The organism is Anabaena sp. AL09 (assembly GCF_001672255.1).
Classification (GTDB): Bacteria; Cyanobacteriota; Cyanobacteriia; order Cyanobacteriales; family Nostocaceae; genus Dolichospermum; species Dolichospermum lemmermannii.
The window spans coordinates 21,183-38,741 of the sequence record NZ_LJOQ01000056.1; the positions used below are offsets into that span (position 1 = coordinate 21,183).

A 17,559-nucleotide genomic window follows, 5' to 3' on the forward strand; every position below is an offset into this window, starting at 1 on the left:
TTATGTCATCAATTACCAATGTCACTGAAGCCACATTTAAGCAAGAAGTATTAGAAAGTACAACTCCTGTTTTAGTTGATTTTTGGGCCCCTTGGTGTGGTCCTTGTAAAATGCTGACTCCTGTAGTGGAAGAAGTGGCTGCGGAATACGAAGGACAGGTAAAAGTGGTAAAGTTGAATACTGATCAAAATCCTACTGTTGCTAGTCATTACGGGATTCGCAGTATTCCTACTTTGATGATATTTAAGGGGGGACGACAAATTAAAACAGTTGTTGGTGCTGTTCCTAAAACTACATTATCTGCTACCTTAGACAAGTATATTGCTGCAAAATCATAGTTAAAAACACTGGGAATTTCTGTAATAAATCTGCCTACAAAGGATTAAAACTCCGTATTTACCTCCTCCGTGCCTCCGCGCCTCTGCGTGAGAAAAAAAATTAATCAATAACCAACGAACTGCGTACAAAAAAGCGTTACCCTAAGCGGATAGGATAAAACAGAGGAGAATAGCGTGACTGCAAACACCCAAATCCCAGCATTAGACGTACCCAGCGCCATAGTACAACGTCGTTCCATCAAAACCTTCAAACCAGACCCCATCTCCCCAGAATTGCTCAAGCAACTGGTAGAATTAACCGTAGCTGCACCCAGTAGTTTTAACGTCCAATCGTGGAGAATCGTTTTAGTTGAAGACGAAGCTCAAAAAGCAGCGTTATGTGCTGCTTCTTGGAATCAAAAGCAAATTATCCAAGCGCCTGTTACCTTTGTTTTTGCTGCTGACGCTGCTGCGGGAGAAAAAGATATCACACCCATTTTAGAACAAGGTGCAGCCACTGGGGCTTGGAATGAGGGGACAGTTAATTACTTTAGAGGTGCGATTCCGCAATTTCAAGCTAGTTTAGGAGACAAGCGCCGGGAATACGCTATTAAAGATGCGATGATAGCCGCTACAAATTTAGTATTAGCAGCTGAAAGCTTGGGTTTATCCACCTGCTTTATGAATGGTTGGATTGAAGAACAGGTTAAAGCTATAATTGGGGCTGAGAATGATCCTGATATCGCTATTGCTGTTTTAGTACCTGTAGGTTATGCGGCTGAACCCCGGTTAAATCCCGGTCGTTTACCATTGTCGGTTAATGTTTCTATTGATAGACTCGATAACCCCTATCAAGGTTAATTAGGGATTTGGGGATTTGGTGGGTATGAATGCAGATATCAGGTAAGTGAAATATATTTTTGTTTCGCGCAGAGGCGCTAAGGAGCAAAGACGCAAAGAAAAAATGTTGCACAGAATCATGAAATTCATTAATTCATCCGTCTTTATCTGCGTTTATCTGCGTTCATCTGCGTTCAATTATTCTTAAAATATTATTCTATCCAGCTTCATTTTCATCCTACCTACTATAAAAGTTATATATTTCGGTTTTTTAAATCACAAAGTGATAATTTTTTATTGTACATCAATAAACATAAAAATATTTGGTTTTGATTTAAAAATATTGTAATAGAGCCAAGATTAAAATCTGCTTTTGGCTCTGTAGATTAATTCTAGAAGTTCTGCTTTTAGTTTTTTTGACAATTCATAAAAATTTACGTCTAGTAAATTCAACCTCTAACAGTGATTTAGTTTAGCTACATCCATAATTACTGTTGTGACTATGAAGAAATCACTTGACGGTTATACATTGCAGCAAACTCACACCATATTTATCAAATAATTTTTTGGTATCAGTGAGTGAGTATCTAGCAATTATTTAAGTTTGGCTAAGGAGTAGTAAATCAGTCTAGGAGAATTTAATGCTGGATTTTTTCACTTCATTGAATGAGCATAATTTACCATATCCAGATCCTTTACATCCTATCGTGGTTCACTTTGTAATTGCGATGGTGCTATTTTCTGTTTTTTGTGATTTTGCTGGTTATGTAACTGGTAAAACTACTTTGTTTGAGGTGAGTTGGTGGAATATGTGTATTGCCACGGTAGCTATTTTTGTGGCAATTATTTTTGGTCAATTTGAGGCTGGTTTAGCAAAACCCTACGAACTCGCTAAATCAGTTTTAAATATTCATACTCTCATCGGTTGGTCACTTTCAGGTATTATTGCCGCTATTACTGCTTGGCGTTATGTTTTGCGGAGTCGTGATCCGAAAAAACTCCCTTTTCATTATATAGCTGTGGCAGTTTTATTAACAGCCTTGGTTGGTTTTCAAGTATATCTTGGTGATGAACTGGTATGGGTGTATGGCTTACATACCGTACCTGTTGTGGAAGCGGTAAAGGATGGAATCTTGCCATGAACTCAGAATTATTAGACCAAATTAGTCACATAATGGGTGAAAATGGTTTACCTTATGCCATTCCGATTCATCCTAATTTGGTACACCTCACATTAGGTTTATTCATCATTGCCATTATCTTTGATATTTTAGGTGTGTTCTTCCCTTTGGAAAAATGGCTATTCAATTTTTTGGGAATTAAGGTTGAACGTTCTCAATTATTTGATGTCGGTTGGTACAACATTTTTGCTGCATCTGTGATTACATTTTTCACGGTTGGTGCAGGTTTTTATGAAATGTTATTAGCAGCCCCACCAGCAGATATCAAAAGTCCTTGGGGAATGCTGGCAATGCCCACAATGATGTGGCATGGTGTGGGTGGTGTATTCCTATTAGCGATGATGGTTGGCATGACCTTTTGGCGAGGTTGGCAACGTTACGTTATCGGCAAACATGAAGAGAGAGAAGTGCAAATTTCTTATCTGGTTGTCGGTGTAATTATTATGTTGCTGATGTATTTTCATGGAACATTAGGAGCGCACCTAGCCGCAGATTTTGGTGTTCACAATACAGCCGATAAATTACTACGAGCAGGACAAGACATCAATCAAATATTTGGTAATAGGTAATAGGTAATTGGTGATTGGTGATTGGTAATTGGTAATTGGTGATTGGTGATTGGTGTAAAAATTCTTGTCTAACAATTCACAACTGACCATTAACAAATGACCACTGACCACTGACCACTGACAACTAACAACTGACCATTATGAAAATTCGGCACTTTCTCGACTTTTTGACCATAGTTACTGGGGCAGTTGCGGTAACTCTTACTAGTCTCTGGATTGGTAAACAGGCTTATTCTTGGCTTCCTCCCCAAGGGGCTGCTGAATCTCATCTGATTGATGATTTATTTAGCTTTTTGGTAACATTAGGATCTTTAATTTTCCTGGGAGTAACTGCTACTCTTTTCTATTCTATTTGTTTCCATCGGGCAAAAGCTACAGATTTAGGTGATGGGCCTCACATTGAAGGTAATGTAACTTTAGAAGTAATTTGGACAGCAATCCCAATTATGTTGGTGTTGTGGATTGCGGGTTATAGTTACCAAGTTTACGAAGAAATGGGTATCCAGGGACCATCTCACCAGATCCACTTACATAATCCGATGAAGATGGAAACTGCTGAAGCTGCGCCAGATCAGGCTTCAGAAGCCGCAGTAGCTGAGGATGTAGAACATATTGATGTATCCGCTAAACAGTGGGCTTGGGTGTTTCATTACCCCCAAAGCAATGTTACCAGTACAGAATTGCATTTACCAAGCGATCGCCGTGTCCGTCTAAATCTGCATTCGGAAGATGTACTTCACGGCTTTTTTATCCCCGCTTTCCGCCTCAAACAAGACATTATTCCTGGTAACGACCTCGACTTTGAATTTACTCCCATTCGCCCCGGTGCGTATGATTTAACCGACTCTCAGTATAGCGGTACATACTTTGCCACTATGCGAGCCAAGGTCATTGTGGAATCACCTAGCAACTATCAGCAGTGGTTAAGCAAAGCTGCCAGTCAAACACCCAGCCCAGCCCCTAACCAAGCGGCTTCCGAATATGCCCTGAAAATAGAAAACGGCATTGACAGCGGTTGGAAAACCGTTGAACCTGCTACACCTCCATTAGTCAATTTCCCAGGTTAACTTCGTTATTTTCATGACCACTGACAACTAACAACTGACAAATGACTAATATCCCCATTCATGTTGCTGGTGAATCACATCACCACGAACCACCCCAAACCTGGAAAACATACTTCAGCTTTAGTACAGATCATAAAGTTATCGGTATTCAATACCTCGTTACTTCCTTTATCTTCTTTCTCGTTGGCGGTATCTTCGCCATGATTCTGCGGGGAGAACTCATTACCCCTGAAGCTGATTTAATTGACCGCACAGTATACAACGGAATGTTCACTATGCACGGAACAGTGATGCTGTTTCTGTGGACATTTCCCTCTCTCGTTGGTATGGCTAATTACCTCGTTCCCTTGATGATTGGGGCGCGAGATATGGCATTCCCCCGCTTGAACGCCGTCGCTTTTTGGATGGTTCCTGTGGTGGGTATTCTCCTCATGTCCAGCTTCTTTGTCCCCGGTGGCCCTGCTCAATCTGGTTGGTGGGCATATCCCCCCGTCAGTACCCAAAACCCCACGGGAAACTTGATTAACGGTCAAGTTCTGTGGTTATTAGCGGTGGCTATTTCCGGTGTCTCTTCCATTATGGGTGCGGTGAATTTTGTCACCACCATTGTGAAAATGCGATCGCCGGGAATGGGTTTCTTTAGAATGCCTCTCTTTGTTTGGGCAGTATTTAGCGCTCAAATTATCCAATTATTTGGACTGCCAGCTTTAACAGCCGGGGCTGTAATGTTACTTCTTGATATTACAGTGGGAACTTCCTTTTTTGATCCTACTAAAGGCGGAAATCCGGTGATGTTCCAGCATTATTTCTGGTTCTATTCTCACCCTGCGGTATATGTCATCATTTTGCCTATCTTCGGGATTTTCTCGGAAATCTTTCCCGTTTATTCTCGCAAACCTTTATTTGGTTACAAAGTCGTTGCTGTTTCTTCCATGTTAATTGCTGTAGTTAGCGGCATTGTTTGGGTACACCATATGTATGTGAGTGGTACTCCTGGTTGGCTACGGTTATTTTTCATGGTGACAACCATGTTTGTATCTATTCCCACAGGGATTAAGGTATTTGCTTGGGTGGCAACTATTTGGGGCGGTAAAATTCGCTTAACTACACCCATGTTATTTGCTTTGGGTGGTTTGGTAATGTTTGTATTTGCTGGGATTACAGGAATTATGCTTTCTTCTGTTCCAGTGGATGTTCATGTTAACAATACTTATTTTGTTGTTGGTCATTTCCATTATGTTCTCTATGGAACTGTAACTATGGGAATGTATGCCGCTATCTATCATTGGTTTCCTAAAATGACGGGGAGAATGTTCCATGAAGGTTGGGGCAAAATCCATTTTTGGTTAGCATTTATCGGCACAAATTTGAATTTCTTACCCATGCACCCTTTAGGTTTGCAAGGGATGTTACGCCGTGCTGCTTCTTATGCACCTGAATTAGTTGGTTGGAATATTGTTGCTAGTTTGGGTTCTTTTCTGTTAGGAATGTCTACTCTTCCTTTCATCTTTAATATGTTGATTTCTTGGATGGATGGAGAAAAAGCTTCTGCTAATCCTTGGAGAGCAATTGGTTTGGAATGGACTGTTTCTTCTCCTCCTCCTGTTGAGAATTTTGAAGAAATTCCGATTGTCACTTGTGAGCCTTATGGTTATGGTAAGTCTGAATTAATTGCATCTTCTGAACATGAGTAATTTGTCAATATTTAGATCCCCGACTTCTTTTTGATTTTGTTAATAAGTTAGGAAGTTATAACAGAAGTCGGGGATCTTATTTCTCATTAATCTATTCAATTGGAAATTATGATGAATAGTTCTGTTTCTCCTGATCATTTAGATCATGTTAGTCATGAGCATGAACATGATGAAGAAGGCAATAAAATGTTTGGTTTTATTGTTTTTCTGTTATCGGAAAGTGTCATTTTCTTGAGTTTCTTTGCTGGCTATATTATCTACAAAACTTCTGCTGTTAATTGGTTGCCACCTGGTGTTTCTGGTTTAGAAATTAAAGAACCTAGCATTAATACTGTGGTTTTAGTTGCTAGTAGTTTTGTGATTTATTTTGCAGAAAAAGCTCTGGAAAGACATGATTTAAAGACTTATCGTCTATTGTTATTTTTAACAATGGCTATGGGTGGTTATTTCCTCTATGGACAAGCGGTGGAATGGAGTCAACTGGAATTTGGCTTTACTTCTGGTACTTTCGGAGGAATGTTTTATCTATTAACTGGTTTTCACGGTTTGCACGTTTTTACGGGTATTCTGTTACAGTTAATTGTCTTGTTGCGTTCTTTCATTCCTGGTAATTTTGATAATGGCCATTTTGGCATAAATGCCACTTCTTTGTTTTGGCACTTTGTTGATGTTATCTGGATTGTTTTATTTCTACTTATCTACGTTTGGCAGTAAGGATATTTTATTTTTCTGGTATAATACTGAGGGTGGGTTTTACTCACCCTTTTTCAATATCGTTGTTTAACTTGTAGGTTGAAATTCGGCTAATAGATCAATTACTTAATTAAAGCTAAAATCATGAATTTTACAATCAAAAACTCTTTAATTAGCGTTACAGGTAGTTACATAACTACAGATGTGCAGATTATAGATGGTAAAATCGCCGCGATTGCTCCTAATTTAGAGATAATTGGCACGGTAATTAATGGGGAAAATAAACTTTTATTACCTGGGTTTTTCAATGCCCATACCCATTCTTCAGAAATGTGGCAACGAGGAGTAATTCCACCTTTACCACTAGAATTATGGTTAGCACATCTCTATGATTTTACTCCTTTAGATACAGAACAAGTTTATCTCAGTGCCTTGGGAACAGCAGTAGAAACTTTACTTTCTGGGGGGACAAGCGTTGTTGATCATTTAGTATTAATTCCTGGACAAGAATTAGAAACTATTGCCACAGTAGTTCGGGCTTATCAAAGAGTAGGAATTCGCGCTTTTATTGCTCCTTTAATTCAAGATGAATCTTTGAGTGCGGGCATACCAAATGGAGAATCGCAACCAGATCATGAACTTTATTTTCGTTCTACTGGGGAAACTTTAGCCATTATTGAAGCGGCAGTTAAGCAATTTCATCAACCGGAAAAAGGAATTAATATTTTAGTTGCACCCACGGGAATTCAGTTATGCAGCGATGATTTATTCAGAGGATGTATTGAATTAAGTAATAAGTACAATCTTTGTCGTCATGCCCATTTATTAGAAACAAAAGCTCAAGAGAAACTTGCTGAAGAAAAATATGGTTGTACTGCGGTAAAACATTTACAGAAACTCGGTTTTTTGAACAGTTGTACAACTTTAGCACATTGTGTTTGGTTGAATGAATCTGATATTAATATTCTCGCTCAAACAAAATCTACAGTCGTTCATAATCCTTTGAGTAACCTCCGTTTAGGCAGTGGTATAGCCCCAATTATTAAATATATTCAAGCTGGAGTAAATGTGACTTTTGGTTGTGATGGAGCTTCTAGTAATGACTCTCAAGACTTGTTAGAAGCAATTAAAATTGGTTCGATTTTACATAATATTACAGAACCAGATTATCAACATTGGATTACCCCACTCCAAGCCGTAGAAATGGCATCTTTAGGAGGTGCAAAAGGGTTAAATGTAGAAAATTTACTTGGTTCTATTACTGTTGGTAAACAAGCTGATTTAGTTTTATATGATCTCAATAATTTATCATTACTTCCCTGTACAGATCCCATTGGTTTATTAGTTTTAGGTCGCCCTGTCAATGTTGTGCATAGTGCTTGGGTAAATGGTAAGCAAATTATTAATAATGGCAAAATTACCACAATCAATGTTGATGAATTGCAACAAGAATTGTTGAATCGTAGTCATTGGGAAACACCATCTCAATCAACAAATGTCGTTAAATTAGCTCCTCATTATCGGCAAGTAATGGGACTAGATTAAGTAAGTTTATGGAGGTTGGGTTGAGGAACAAAAACCAACATTTACCGATATTTGTTGGGTTTAACTTCGGTTTACCCAACCTACAATTTTCTCAACTAAGCTGCATTATATTATATAATATATTGATCATAATAATAAATTAGAAAAACAATAATGATCAATAATCAACCTATTTGCATTTCCCTATTTACAGGTGCTTATGGCTTAGATTTAGGACTAGAAAAAGCAGGATTTCATACTGTTAGTGTAGTTGAAAAAGATAAAGATGCAGTCAAAACAATTGCTCTGAATAGACCTTATCTCCAAGAAAGTGCTATTCCCAGAGAATTAGAAAAAGTTACTTCCCAAGAATTACTAGAAGAAGGAGGAAGAGTTTTAAATTTAGGTCGCGCTTTACTTCCAGGAGAAATAGATTTAGTCACGGGTGGTCCCCCTTGTCAGCCATTTAGTACCGCAGGAAAACGCGGTTCAGTTATGGACCCACGCGGGAGTTTATTTATGGATTTTATCCGCATTGTCAAAGAAGTCCAACCCCGATTTTTCTTAATGGAAAATGTTAGAGGTTTACTTTCTGCTTCTTTGCGTCATCGTCCTATTAATCAAAGAGGAAAAGATTATCCAGCTTTAGAACTTGATGAAATGAATGGTGCAGCTTTAAAAGTAGTTTTAGCGGAAATGAAGGAATTAGGATATAACGTAGTTTATAACCTATTAGAAGCCGCAGATTATGGTGTTCCTCAAAATAGATCACGTGTAGTTTTTATTGGTTCTAGAGATGGTGAAACTGCTACATTTCCTCTCGCTAAATATAGTAAAGATGGTAAATTTTTACCAAAGTGGAAAACTTTAAAAGATGCGTTAACAGATTTTGTGGATGTTCAACCAGAATTTATTAATTATTCAGAAAATAGGCTCAAGTTTTTAAGATTATTACAAGCGGGACAAAATTGGCGAAATTTACCAGAAGAATTACAAAGAGAAGCAATGGGAGGTGCTTATAATTCTGGTGGGGGAAAAGTTGGTTTTTACAGAAGACTATCTTGGGATAAACCTTCACCAACTATCACAACCAGTCCTCAACAAAAAGCTACAGATATGTGTCACCCTGTAGAACTTCGTCCTTTAACTGTGCGCGAGTCTGCTAAAATTCAAACTTTTCCTGATGATTGGATTTTTCATGGTTCGATAAGTTCTAAATACAAACAAATTGGTAATGCAGTTCCGGTATTACTTGCTAAAGAACTTGGTGAATATCTGATTAATTCAATGCAGGGAAATCAACCAAAAGGGAAAGAAGTTACTGAACAACTCTCTCTATTTTCTTTATAGAATTTATTTTGCAGCTAACTCAGCAAATTCATGATCAATTCTCTGTAACATATTTCTGATATGGTTCTCAATTAACTCATATTCAAGATGAATCATATCCCAAAATTCTTTACCAGCTATGCGAGGAATTTTAGAGTCGTTAAATGTCCATGAACCTAAATCAAAAGCAGATATAAATAAGGGATTTTCATGAATCCCTAATTCTTTTTTTGCTCTATTTGTTTGTGAACCAGTTAAAGTACCTTTTAAAGTTTTTAACTGTGCAAACCTAATTGTTGAGCCTGTTAGTATAACAATATCTATTCCCTTAATTTTGATGCCAAATTCAAATTCAGGTACAATTACATAAGGGCTAATATCAGCTATTTCTTCCCAAAGTTGCCCCATTTTTGTACTAAGGCTTCTTGTAACTGAGTTGCTAGTAACTAATAACTTTGCTCCACATAGTTCAAAAAGATTACGTGGATTAGGATGATGCTCAAGTATTGCACTTTTATTTTTAAAGTCTGCTCGTAACCATTCAATAAAATCATCTGCAAACTGCTCAGTTTTATTGCTAATTAAATTAGATTGAGTCTCTAATTCTAGAGCAGAGTAATTTCGATTATCTTTTTCAACTTGATATTCAAAATATGTTGATCCTATTGAGGAAATAATTTTCCCATATTGATATGCTATATGTAAATCTTCATCTATTATATTAGTACAATCTATCAATGAAGCATGATATAAAATTAATTCTTTTCGTTCTTTTGTAGAAAGTGGTATGAGAGTTTCAGCAGCTAAATTAATAAACATAAAATACTTGCATTAAACTATTTAAACAAAACTTAGCAAATAGATATATTTATAAACTTGATATTTTCAGTCAATATTCGTATACCTAATTTAAACACTAAATATATTCCGGTTACTATATCATAGAAGAGAAGCATAGATATTAAATTAATATGAAATCTGGTATTAATCCTAAACAACTGGAATTTTTTTAACCTATCACTATCATAGGCAACACAACCAAACTTAACTTCATAGATGTCTATAAAATCTATCATTTGGCTAAATCTGTACTGAAAATTATCCCAAAATGAAATATCTAACTCATCACAGCGATCGCCCAACTTGTACAATATAAAGATAGATTGTTGCGAATTGTATAGTTAAGGATTATAGCTGTTATGGCTGCTGCCGTTTTCATCGAAAATCTCAAAAAAAGCTACGGTAATGTAGTTGTAGTTCAGGATGTCTCCTTTCAAGTCCAACCTGGAGAAATATTTGGTTTACTAGGACCCAATGGGGCTGGAAAAACAACCACTCTCCGGGCTTTGTGTACCCTGACAACCCCTGATGCTGGCAAAATTGAAGTTTCCGGCATTTCGGTCTTAGATCACCCCAAATTAGCCCGACAAAAGCTAGGTTATGTCGCCCAGGAAGTAGCTTTAGATAAAGTCCTAACTGGCCGGGAGTTACTACAATTACAAGCCGCTCTTTATCATCTTCCCGGTGCGCTGATTAAACAGCGAATTAACACTATTTTGGATTTACTGGGTTTACAAGAATACGCAGATAAAAAAACTGGCACTTATTCCGGTGGTTTACGCAAGCGGCTAGATTTGGCTGCTGGTTTACTCCACGCGCCCGATGTTTTAGTATTAGATGAACCAACGGTAGGATTAGATATTGAAAGCCGGGTTGTGGTGTGGGATTTCTTGCGTCAATTACGCACTGCGGGAACTACCGTTGTGATTACCAGCCATTATTTAGAAGAAGTTGACGCTTTAGCCGATAGGGTGGCAATTATTGATAGAGGTTTGGTTATTGCTAATGGTACACCATCTCAGTTAAAAGATCAGGTAGGTGGCGATCGCATCACTTTAAGAATCCGCGAATTTTCCCCCAGTGAAGAGGCCGAAACCGCAAAAAACCTCTTAGCAGCCTTACCTTTTGTCCAAGAAATCATCATCAACAGCGCCCAAGGTAACTCCCTAAATTTAGTAGTCACCCCCCAAAATGACGTTTTAATCACGATTCAGCAAGCTTTAAATAATGCCAGTTTACCAATTTTTGGCATCGCCCAATCTCGTCCTAGTTTAGATGATGTTTACCTAGCAGCCACCGGAAAAACCTTAATGGATGCCGAATTAGCCGCTGTAGCCAATCGTGATCCTAAAGCTGAAAAGAAGCAAAATATGAGATAGAGGGAACAGGGATTTTCTCGTTCCCATACTCTGTATGGGAATGAATTCCAGAAGGCTCTGTCTTCCATATTTAGACGAAAAAGCCAAACAGCTAAATGCTAATTTTGAAGCAAGTGAGGTTATCGGCATCTGGTTTGTCATAGTCCTGAATTTGAGAAAGTTTATGTAAAATTAACTCTTCCTTATTCAAAACTTAACTTTTTCGCTGTTCACTGAAATTAAATTCACTTTTTGCTGCAACATTAAAATTCCCCCCATTACCTTGAAGTGAAAAGGCTTGGGGGATTATTTGTTAAAATATCCTAAATTTAGGAATAAATCCTTTGACCAGCAAAAATCCCCAACAATTAAGTAATATTAGTTACTCTCGCGTTATCCATCTCAGTCATCAAATTGATATAAGTATACCCACATGGACTGGTGATCCTTCCGTAGAATTTACCAGTGTTGCAAAAATTCAAGATGATGGTTATTATTTACGACGCTTTGCATTGGGAGAACATAGTGCCACTCATATTAATGCCCCCAATAGTTTTTATAGTAACGGTACAAGTATTGACCAGTATCCAGCATCATCCTTAATATTACCTGCTGTAGTTATCAATATTTGCGAACAAGCGGCAGTGAATGCTGATTATGTCTTGACTATTAGCGATATCCACACTTGGGAAACTGAATTTGGGGAAATTCCCCCAGGTAGTTTAGTGATACTATATACTGGTTGGCAAGAAAAATGGTTAAATCAAAAAGCGTTTTTTAACCAAGATAAATATGGCAAAATGCACTTTCCCGGTTTTAGCTATGATGCAACTGAGTTTTTAATTACACATAAGCAAATTACCGGAGTGGGCATTGATACTCACGGTGTAGATTCTGGGCAGGATACCAATTTTACTATTAATCGTTTGCTGTTGGAGCGATCGCTAATTGTGATCGAAAATCTCACCAATTTAGATCAGTTACCACCCCAAGGTACTACCTTAATCATTGGGATTCTTAGGTTGAGCGGAGGTTCTGGTTCTCCCGCTGGGATAATGGCATTATTTTAAATTTCTATGCACTTCTGAACAAATAAAGGGGATCTAGTTTTAGATCCCCTTTATTGTTTCTAACATAATGCAACTTATTACTAATTTTTAGCAATACTGCAAGTTAGATTTTGAACTGATTGAGAATTACTGAATGGGAAGTTGCTATTTTTTTAGTCAAGAGTAGAAATTTGATAAATCACACAACTACCCTTGCAACTAACTTTAGCTTGAGAACTGGAGGCTTGAGACTTTGAATTTTAGACTCTTGCCAGCAGTTTTAGATTTCACCATTAACCTGCATTTGATGAACTTGATCTGCCAATTCTTGACAATTTTGGTCATCTAACTTATCAATTGCCAACATTCCCATGAGAATAACTTCTTTTAAAGTTAAGCGAGTTGAATGTGCCTGTTTTTGCACAATCTCCTTAATGATGGGAGATACACCGATTGCTGTACTAGCTCTAGCCACGTTATAAAAGGAAACATTAAAGACTTCGGATAAATCTTAGCACTTTTTGCAAGGTTATTCTACATCCCCGGAATTGATCTACTTTAGTTTCGATAAATCTTTATATGTCTAATCCAGACTATAAATAGCAAACAGACTCAATAATTCTGCAAATCTAACTTTTAAACTACGAGCATAACCCTTATGTAGCAAGCATTTCACAGCTTACTTACTTTGCTGCACATAGTCATGTTACTAAAATCACGCAATAAAATTACGTATTTTTTATTTGTGTTAATAGTAAAATATTTTCATAAGTATGTATAAATAAACATATTTATGAAAAAAAATAATATGCTATTTTAATCTTATCCAGTAGACTTTCTAGCGTTTTACTTCTATTTTTTTATGAACAAAAATTGATGCTGATATAATTATTTATTAATTTTCCTTACAACTTACATCACAAACCATTCATAATTGTCATCTACCAAAAGTATGAGACTCAAAATTTAGTGGCTCATCAAGGGATAAGACATTGAAAAATGATGTTACAAAGGAATATGCAAAAAGCTGTAAAGCTTATACAGCAAGCTGTGTAAATTCAATAATCCCAAATTTTAGTGTTGATTAATCCTGACGGGAGAATATTTTTAACGATTAATAGGATTTAATAGCGTTGTATTGCTTAATAATATTAAATATTGTGAACTAGCAAAATAGACAGAAATCGAAATCTTCCTGAATTCACTTAGTTAACGCTGTCATCAGAAAAAGTAGTGAATACGCACAAGGAACAAAACAACGATAAGTGAAATTACGTATATTAATGGTAACTTGCATTCTGAATTAACTACAGATGGATTACATTTATCCCTAGCAGGATATCAAGTGTGGCAATTTGCACTTGAGCAAATAGAATATAGAGTTGGTCAAATTCACATTGATATATGCAAATTGAATGTATATTTAAATTGCTAGTTGGAAAAAGGCAAGAGGTAAAAGGGAAGAGAGAATAGGCAAAAAGGCAAAAGTAGTTACCAATTACCTTTTTCCCTGCCTAAAATTAGATAACTAGCAACTTGGGTTATGTTATTTCACAGGTCAGGGTGTAAGAGCTATCACTAAATATCAAATGGTAGATCGGATAAATGATATCGCTTGGCAAGCTCATCAGGGTAGCGTTGCGGCAATTATTCAAGTCTTGAATGAAAGGCTAGTTATGTCTAGTGTCAGAACTAGAGCAGTTTTTGTGAATGGTGTTTTACAACTTTTGTGCGAAGCAGCCACGGTAGAGCAACTGGAGCAATCTACCTTAGTGCCAAAAATTCAACAAATTTTGGACTCGCTTGCACCACGTCACATTCGCCGAGTTAACATCAATAGTCGCATTGTTAAAGAAGAACAATTGCTGTGGTTAGAGGAAATTCACCGTGATACTGATAACCAATTATTATGGTCACAGGAAATTACAGTATCCCAACCAGATTTGTTTAAGTGGTTAATTCCAGATTTAACTGAAGCTGATACCAAATCAAGAAAACCTATTTTAGCGAAACCCCAATCTTTACTCAAGAATCCAGATCAAGGGAAAATTTCGATCAAAACTTTAGTGATCGGGGTTTCTGGTTTATCTTCAGTAATTTTACTAGCTTGGCTGCTAGATTCTTGGTTAGGTAATCCGCTGAAAGATCTCTCACCATTCACAGGTTCTCAATCTTCCCAAACAGCAAACCAAAGTCCACCACAATTGTTGAATCGTCCTCCTAGCCAAAGTTTTTCTATTCCATCTGATGATCCATTTGTAGCCTCTGTGCGACTAGCTAACCAAGCTACTACGGCTGGTAAAACAGCAATAACTTCAACTCAGTGGTTGGAATTAGCTGCTAATTGGCAACGGGCTTCTGATTTAATGAGTCAGGTGTCACCTAGTCACAGCCGCTATCAAGAAGCACGGATTAGAACTAAGTTGTATAAAAAGTTTAGTGAAGCAGCCCAGAAGGCAGCGGAAAAGGGTAAATCGTAAGTTAAATTTTTAACTTCAACTACACACTCATTTCTAACATCCGTTGCATTGGTCCTAGTGCTGCTGTGCGGAGTTCTTCTGGTAAGGTAATTTCTGGGGTGCGATTTTTCATGGCTAAATACAGTTTTTCTAAAGTGTTTAGTCGCATAAATGGACATTCGTTACAGTTACAATCACTTTGCGGGGGTGCGGGAATAAAGTGTTTGCCAGGTGCTAATTTTTGCATCTGGTGAATGATTCCCGGCTCTGTAGCCACGATGAATTCCTGGCTAGGGCTGGTTTGACAATAACTAAGTAAGGCGGCTGTAGAGCCAATAAAGCTGGCGTGACGCAATACGCTGGTTTCACATTCGGGGTGGGCGATCGCTTCCGCGTGAGGATGTGTAATTTTTAACTGTACTATTTTCTTTTCCGAAAAAGTCTCATGGACAATACAGCTACCTTGCCATAACAGCATTTCCCGTCCGGTTTGTTCCATCACATACCGTCCCAAGTTCCGATCTGGGGCAAAAATAATCGGCTGTTCTTGGGGTATTTGCTGCACAATTTTCACAGCATTGGAACTGGTACAGATAATATCGCTCATGGCCTTGATTTCGGCAGAGCAATTAATATAGGAAATAACTAAATGATTTGGGTGTGCGTCTTTGAACTCCGCAAATTCTTGGGGAGGACAACTATCTGCTAAAGAACAACCTGCATTGATATCCGGTAACAACACCAATTTATCAGGGTTGAGGATTTTGGCGGTTTCGGCCATGAAGTGAACACCGGCAAAGACAATGACATCGGCTTTGGTATTGGCTGCGGCTTTAGCTAATTGTAAGGAATCACCAATAAAGTCTGCAATATCTTGAATATCGGGATCTTGATAGTAGTGGGCTAAGATCACGGCGTTGAGTTCTGTTTTCAGATCCGTAATAGCCGCAAATAAATCTAATGGTAGATTACCTGATTTTGGTTGAGTAAGTGTAGTTGTAAACACAATTAAAAACTGCTTTTAATTACAAATTATTACCTTGTGAATTTAATTATAGTAGTTTTTACCAAAAATAGTGAGGGATTGATCCTAGCAATTTATGTCCAAATCCGGTAGAGTTTCATAAAACCTCGCGGTAAGTGGCAAACGAGCGCGGCTTTAGCTCTGAGAGGCAAGCGACTCCGGCGATTTTAATCGTATTGGTTTTTTATAAGAGCATCCGGTAAGCGTAAAACGAGCGCGGCTTGGCTCCCTGAGATATAAGCGACACGAGGGATTTTAATCCCTGTGGTATGTTAGAATCAAATTGTGAGTAAGAACAAAAAACATCTATGTGTTGAAGCATCCTAGTACGGAGAAATCCCGGCTCCTATGAAACAACGGTTAGGTTCAAGTCCTAACGGCAGTATTGACAAGAAAGAGCGAGTAATGGCAGGGTGTGGAGCGTACCGAGTCTTGGCTTAGTCATGGATTCACAAAAACACTGAAAACAATAAAAGTAAGCGCAATTTCGACACCTTGATTGGCAGTTGTTTTGAGCGTCTAGGCGGCGTTTGGCGGTCGCAGCGAGATTGGATTGGGCTAAACCCTTCATCTAAATCTGTCCGCAAAATCTCAGTGGCTTTAGCCATGAAAGTGTCAAATCCTGGAGATATACGGCTTTTTAAAGTGGCATGACCAGTCAGAAAACTCCATCAAAACCTATCAAAATTGCTGTAATTGGCGATGTTCACGACCAATGGGAAGTGGAAGACGGCATAGCGCTCAAGCACCTGGGTGTGGACTTAGTGCTGTTTGTCGGAGATTTCGGGAATGAGTCAGTGGAAGTGGTAAAAGCGATCGCTTCCCTGGATCTTCCCAAAGCAGCGGTAATGGGCAATCACGATGCCTGGTACTCGGCCACTGAATGGGGACGCAAAAAATGTCCTTATGACCGCACCAAGGAAGACTGGGTACAGGAACAATTAGATTTATTGGGATCTGCCCAAGTCGGTTATGGTAAGTTGGATTTTCCGGCTTGGAATTTAACTGTGGTGGGTGGTCGTCCTTTTACCTGGGGAGGACCGGAATGGAGATTTGCCCAAATGTGTCAAGAACGGTATGGTGTCTCTAGTTTGGAGGAATCCGCAGATAAAATCGTCAAAGTAGTAAAAAGTGTTACTTGTGATCATATTATTTTTCTAGGACACAATGGACCAAGTGGTTTAGGCGATCGCGCTGAGGACCCTTGTGGCAAAGATTGGCATCCCATTGGCGGTGATTTTGGTGATCCTGATTTAGCGTCAGCAATTTCTCAAAGTCTCAACCTGAAGAAAACTGTTTCTTTAGTCGCTTTTGGTCATATGCACCGAACTCTGCGCCATACTAAAAAGCTGCAAAGGAAGGCTGTATTTAGAAGTCCAGAAGGAACTATTTACTTAAATGCTGCCACTGTCCCCCGGATTATTCAGCAAGATGGTGTGAAATTACGGAATTTTTCTCTAGTTTCTTTGGAGGGGGGTGTAGTAACAAAAGCTGCTCTGGTTTGGGTGGGTAAAGACTTCCAAATTGCTACTGAGGAAGTTTTTTATGATTCTTCAGTTTCAGTAGTGCAAATTTTGTAATTATAGGTTATAATGTTATTTGTCAGTTTTTGTAT

16 protein-coding genes are annotated in these 17,559 nt (G+C 38.2%); 13 read left to right on the forward strand and 3 right to left on the reverse strand.

Translation table 11 applies throughout. The features are described from left to right. Nucleotides 1-2: 2 nt before the first annotated feature. From trxA to AN490_RS11080, 9 genes are all read left to right on the forward strand, one after another. Nucleotides 3-338 (forward strand): thioredoxin, encoded by a 336-nt coding sequence (gene trxA / locus AN490_RS11040; RefSeq protein ID WP_300003093.1) that lies wholly within the window; start codon nt 3-5, stop codon nt 336-338. A 174-nt stretch (nt 339-512) separates the two neighbouring features. After that, on the forward strand, nt 513-1,178 hold the full coding sequence (locus tag AN490_RS11045) for a nitroreductase family protein (RefSeq protein WP_300003096.1): 666 nt from the start codon (nt 513-515) through the stop codon (nt 1,176-1,178). A gap of 620 nt (nt 1,179-1,798) precedes the next feature. Beyond that, nucleotides 1,799-2,299, forward strand: coding sequence for a DUF2231 domain-containing protein (locus AN490_RS11050; protein WP_148761008.1), 501 nt, complete (start codon nt 1,799-1,801; stop codon nt 2,297-2,299). Further along, the gene (locus AN490_RS11055) at nt 2,296-2,907 is read left to right on the forward strand and encodes a DUF2231 domain-containing protein (protein ID WP_300003099.1); all 612 of its coding nucleotides are present in this window, start codon (nt 2,296-2,298) and stop codon (nt 2,905-2,907) included. The genes AN490_RS11050 and AN490_RS11055 overlap by 4 nt, the downstream gene beginning before the upstream one ends. 140 nt (nt 2,908-3,047) lie before the next feature. Beyond that, nucleotides 3,048-3,974: a cytochrome c oxidase subunit II gene (locus AN490_RS11060; protein WP_300003102.1), complete on the forward strand. Its 927-nt coding sequence runs from the start codon at nt 3,048-3,050 to the stop codon at nt 3,972-3,974. Nucleotides 3,975-4,015: 41 nt separating this feature from the next. Continuing rightward, complete coding sequence (gene ctaD, locus AN490_RS11065; RefSeq protein WP_300003105.1) at nt 4,016-5,668, forward strand: cytochrome c oxidase subunit I; 1,653 nt, start codon at nt 4,016-4,018, stop codon at nt 5,666-5,668. Nucleotides 5,669-5,779: 111 nt separating this feature from the next. Continuing rightward, nucleotides 5,780-6,382: a heme-copper oxidase subunit III gene (locus AN490_RS11070; protein ID WP_300003277.1), complete on the forward strand. Its 603-nt coding sequence runs from the start codon at nt 5,780-5,782 to the stop codon at nt 6,380-6,382. A gap of 123 nt (nt 6,383-6,505) precedes the next feature. Beyond that, the gene (locus tag AN490_RS11075; protein ID WP_213718335.1) at nt 6,506-7,906 is read left to right on the forward strand and encodes an amidohydrolase; all 1,401 of its coding nucleotides are present in this window, start codon (nt 6,506-6,508) and stop codon (nt 7,904-7,906) included. Nucleotides 7,907-8,059: 153 nt separating this feature from the next. Further along, the gene (locus AN490_RS11080; protein WP_300003109.1) at nt 8,060-9,235 is read left to right on the forward strand and encodes a DNA cytosine methyltransferase; all 1,176 of its coding nucleotides are present in this window, start codon (nt 8,060-8,062) and stop codon (nt 9,233-9,235) included. A gap of 3 nt (nt 9,236-9,238) precedes the next feature. Here the strand turns inward: AN490_RS11080 and AN490_RS11085 are convergent, their stop codons facing one another. Beyond that, entirely contained in the window at nt 9,239-10,033 is a 795-nt protein-coding gene (locus AN490_RS11085) for a hypothetical protein (protein WP_300003112.1), read from the reverse strand. Between the two features lie 380 nt (nt 10,034-10,413). Here AN490_RS11085 and AN490_RS11090 point away from each other — a divergent pair, with 380 nt between their 5' ends. Further along, nucleotides 10,414-11,433 carry an ABC transporter ATP-binding protein gene (locus AN490_RS11090; protein WP_300003114.1) on the forward strand — a complete coding sequence of 340 codons (1,020 nt, stop codon included), beginning with the start codon at nt 10,414-10,416 and terminating at the stop codon, nt 11,431-11,433. A gap of 323 nt (nt 11,434-11,756) precedes the next feature. After that, nucleotides 11,757-12,482 (forward strand): cyclase family protein, encoded by a 726-nt coding sequence (locus tag AN490_RS11095; RefSeq protein WP_300003117.1) that lies wholly within the window; start codon nt 11,757-11,759, stop codon nt 12,480-12,482. A gap of 259 nt (nt 12,483-12,741) precedes the next feature. Here AN490_RS11095 and AN490_RS11100 read toward each other — a convergent pair whose 3' ends face one another. After that, nucleotides 12,742-12,936, reverse strand: coding sequence for a hypothetical protein (locus AN490_RS11100; RefSeq protein WP_015083627.1), 195 nt, complete (start codon nt 12,934-12,936; stop codon nt 12,742-12,744). Nucleotides 12,937-14,050: 1,114 nt separating this feature from the next. Between AN490_RS11100 and AN490_RS11105 the strand changes: the two genes are divergently transcribed. Beyond that, nucleotides 14,051-14,941 carry a hypothetical protein gene (locus tag AN490_RS11105; protein WP_300003127.1) on the forward strand — a complete coding sequence of 297 codons (891 nt, stop codon included), beginning with the start codon at nt 14,051-14,053 and terminating at the stop codon, nt 14,939-14,941. Nucleotides 14,942-14,960: 19 nt separating this feature from the next. On the opposite strand, the gene nadA is transcribed toward AN490_RS11105, so the two are convergent. Next, nucleotides 14,961-15,926 (reverse strand): quinolinate synthase NadA, encoded by a 966-nt coding sequence (gene nadA, locus AN490_RS11110; RefSeq protein ID WP_300003130.1) that lies wholly within the window; start codon nt 15,924-15,926, stop codon nt 14,961-14,963. Between the two features lie 668 nt (nt 15,927-16,594). On the opposite strand from nadA, the gene AN490_RS11115 reads away from it, so the two are divergent. After that, nucleotides 16,595-17,524: a TIGR04168 family protein gene (locus AN490_RS11115; RefSeq protein WP_168696319.1), complete on the forward strand. Its 930-nt coding sequence runs from the start codon at nt 16,595-16,597 to the stop codon at nt 17,522-17,524. The last annotated feature ends 35 nt before the right edge of the window (nt 17,525-17,559 follow it).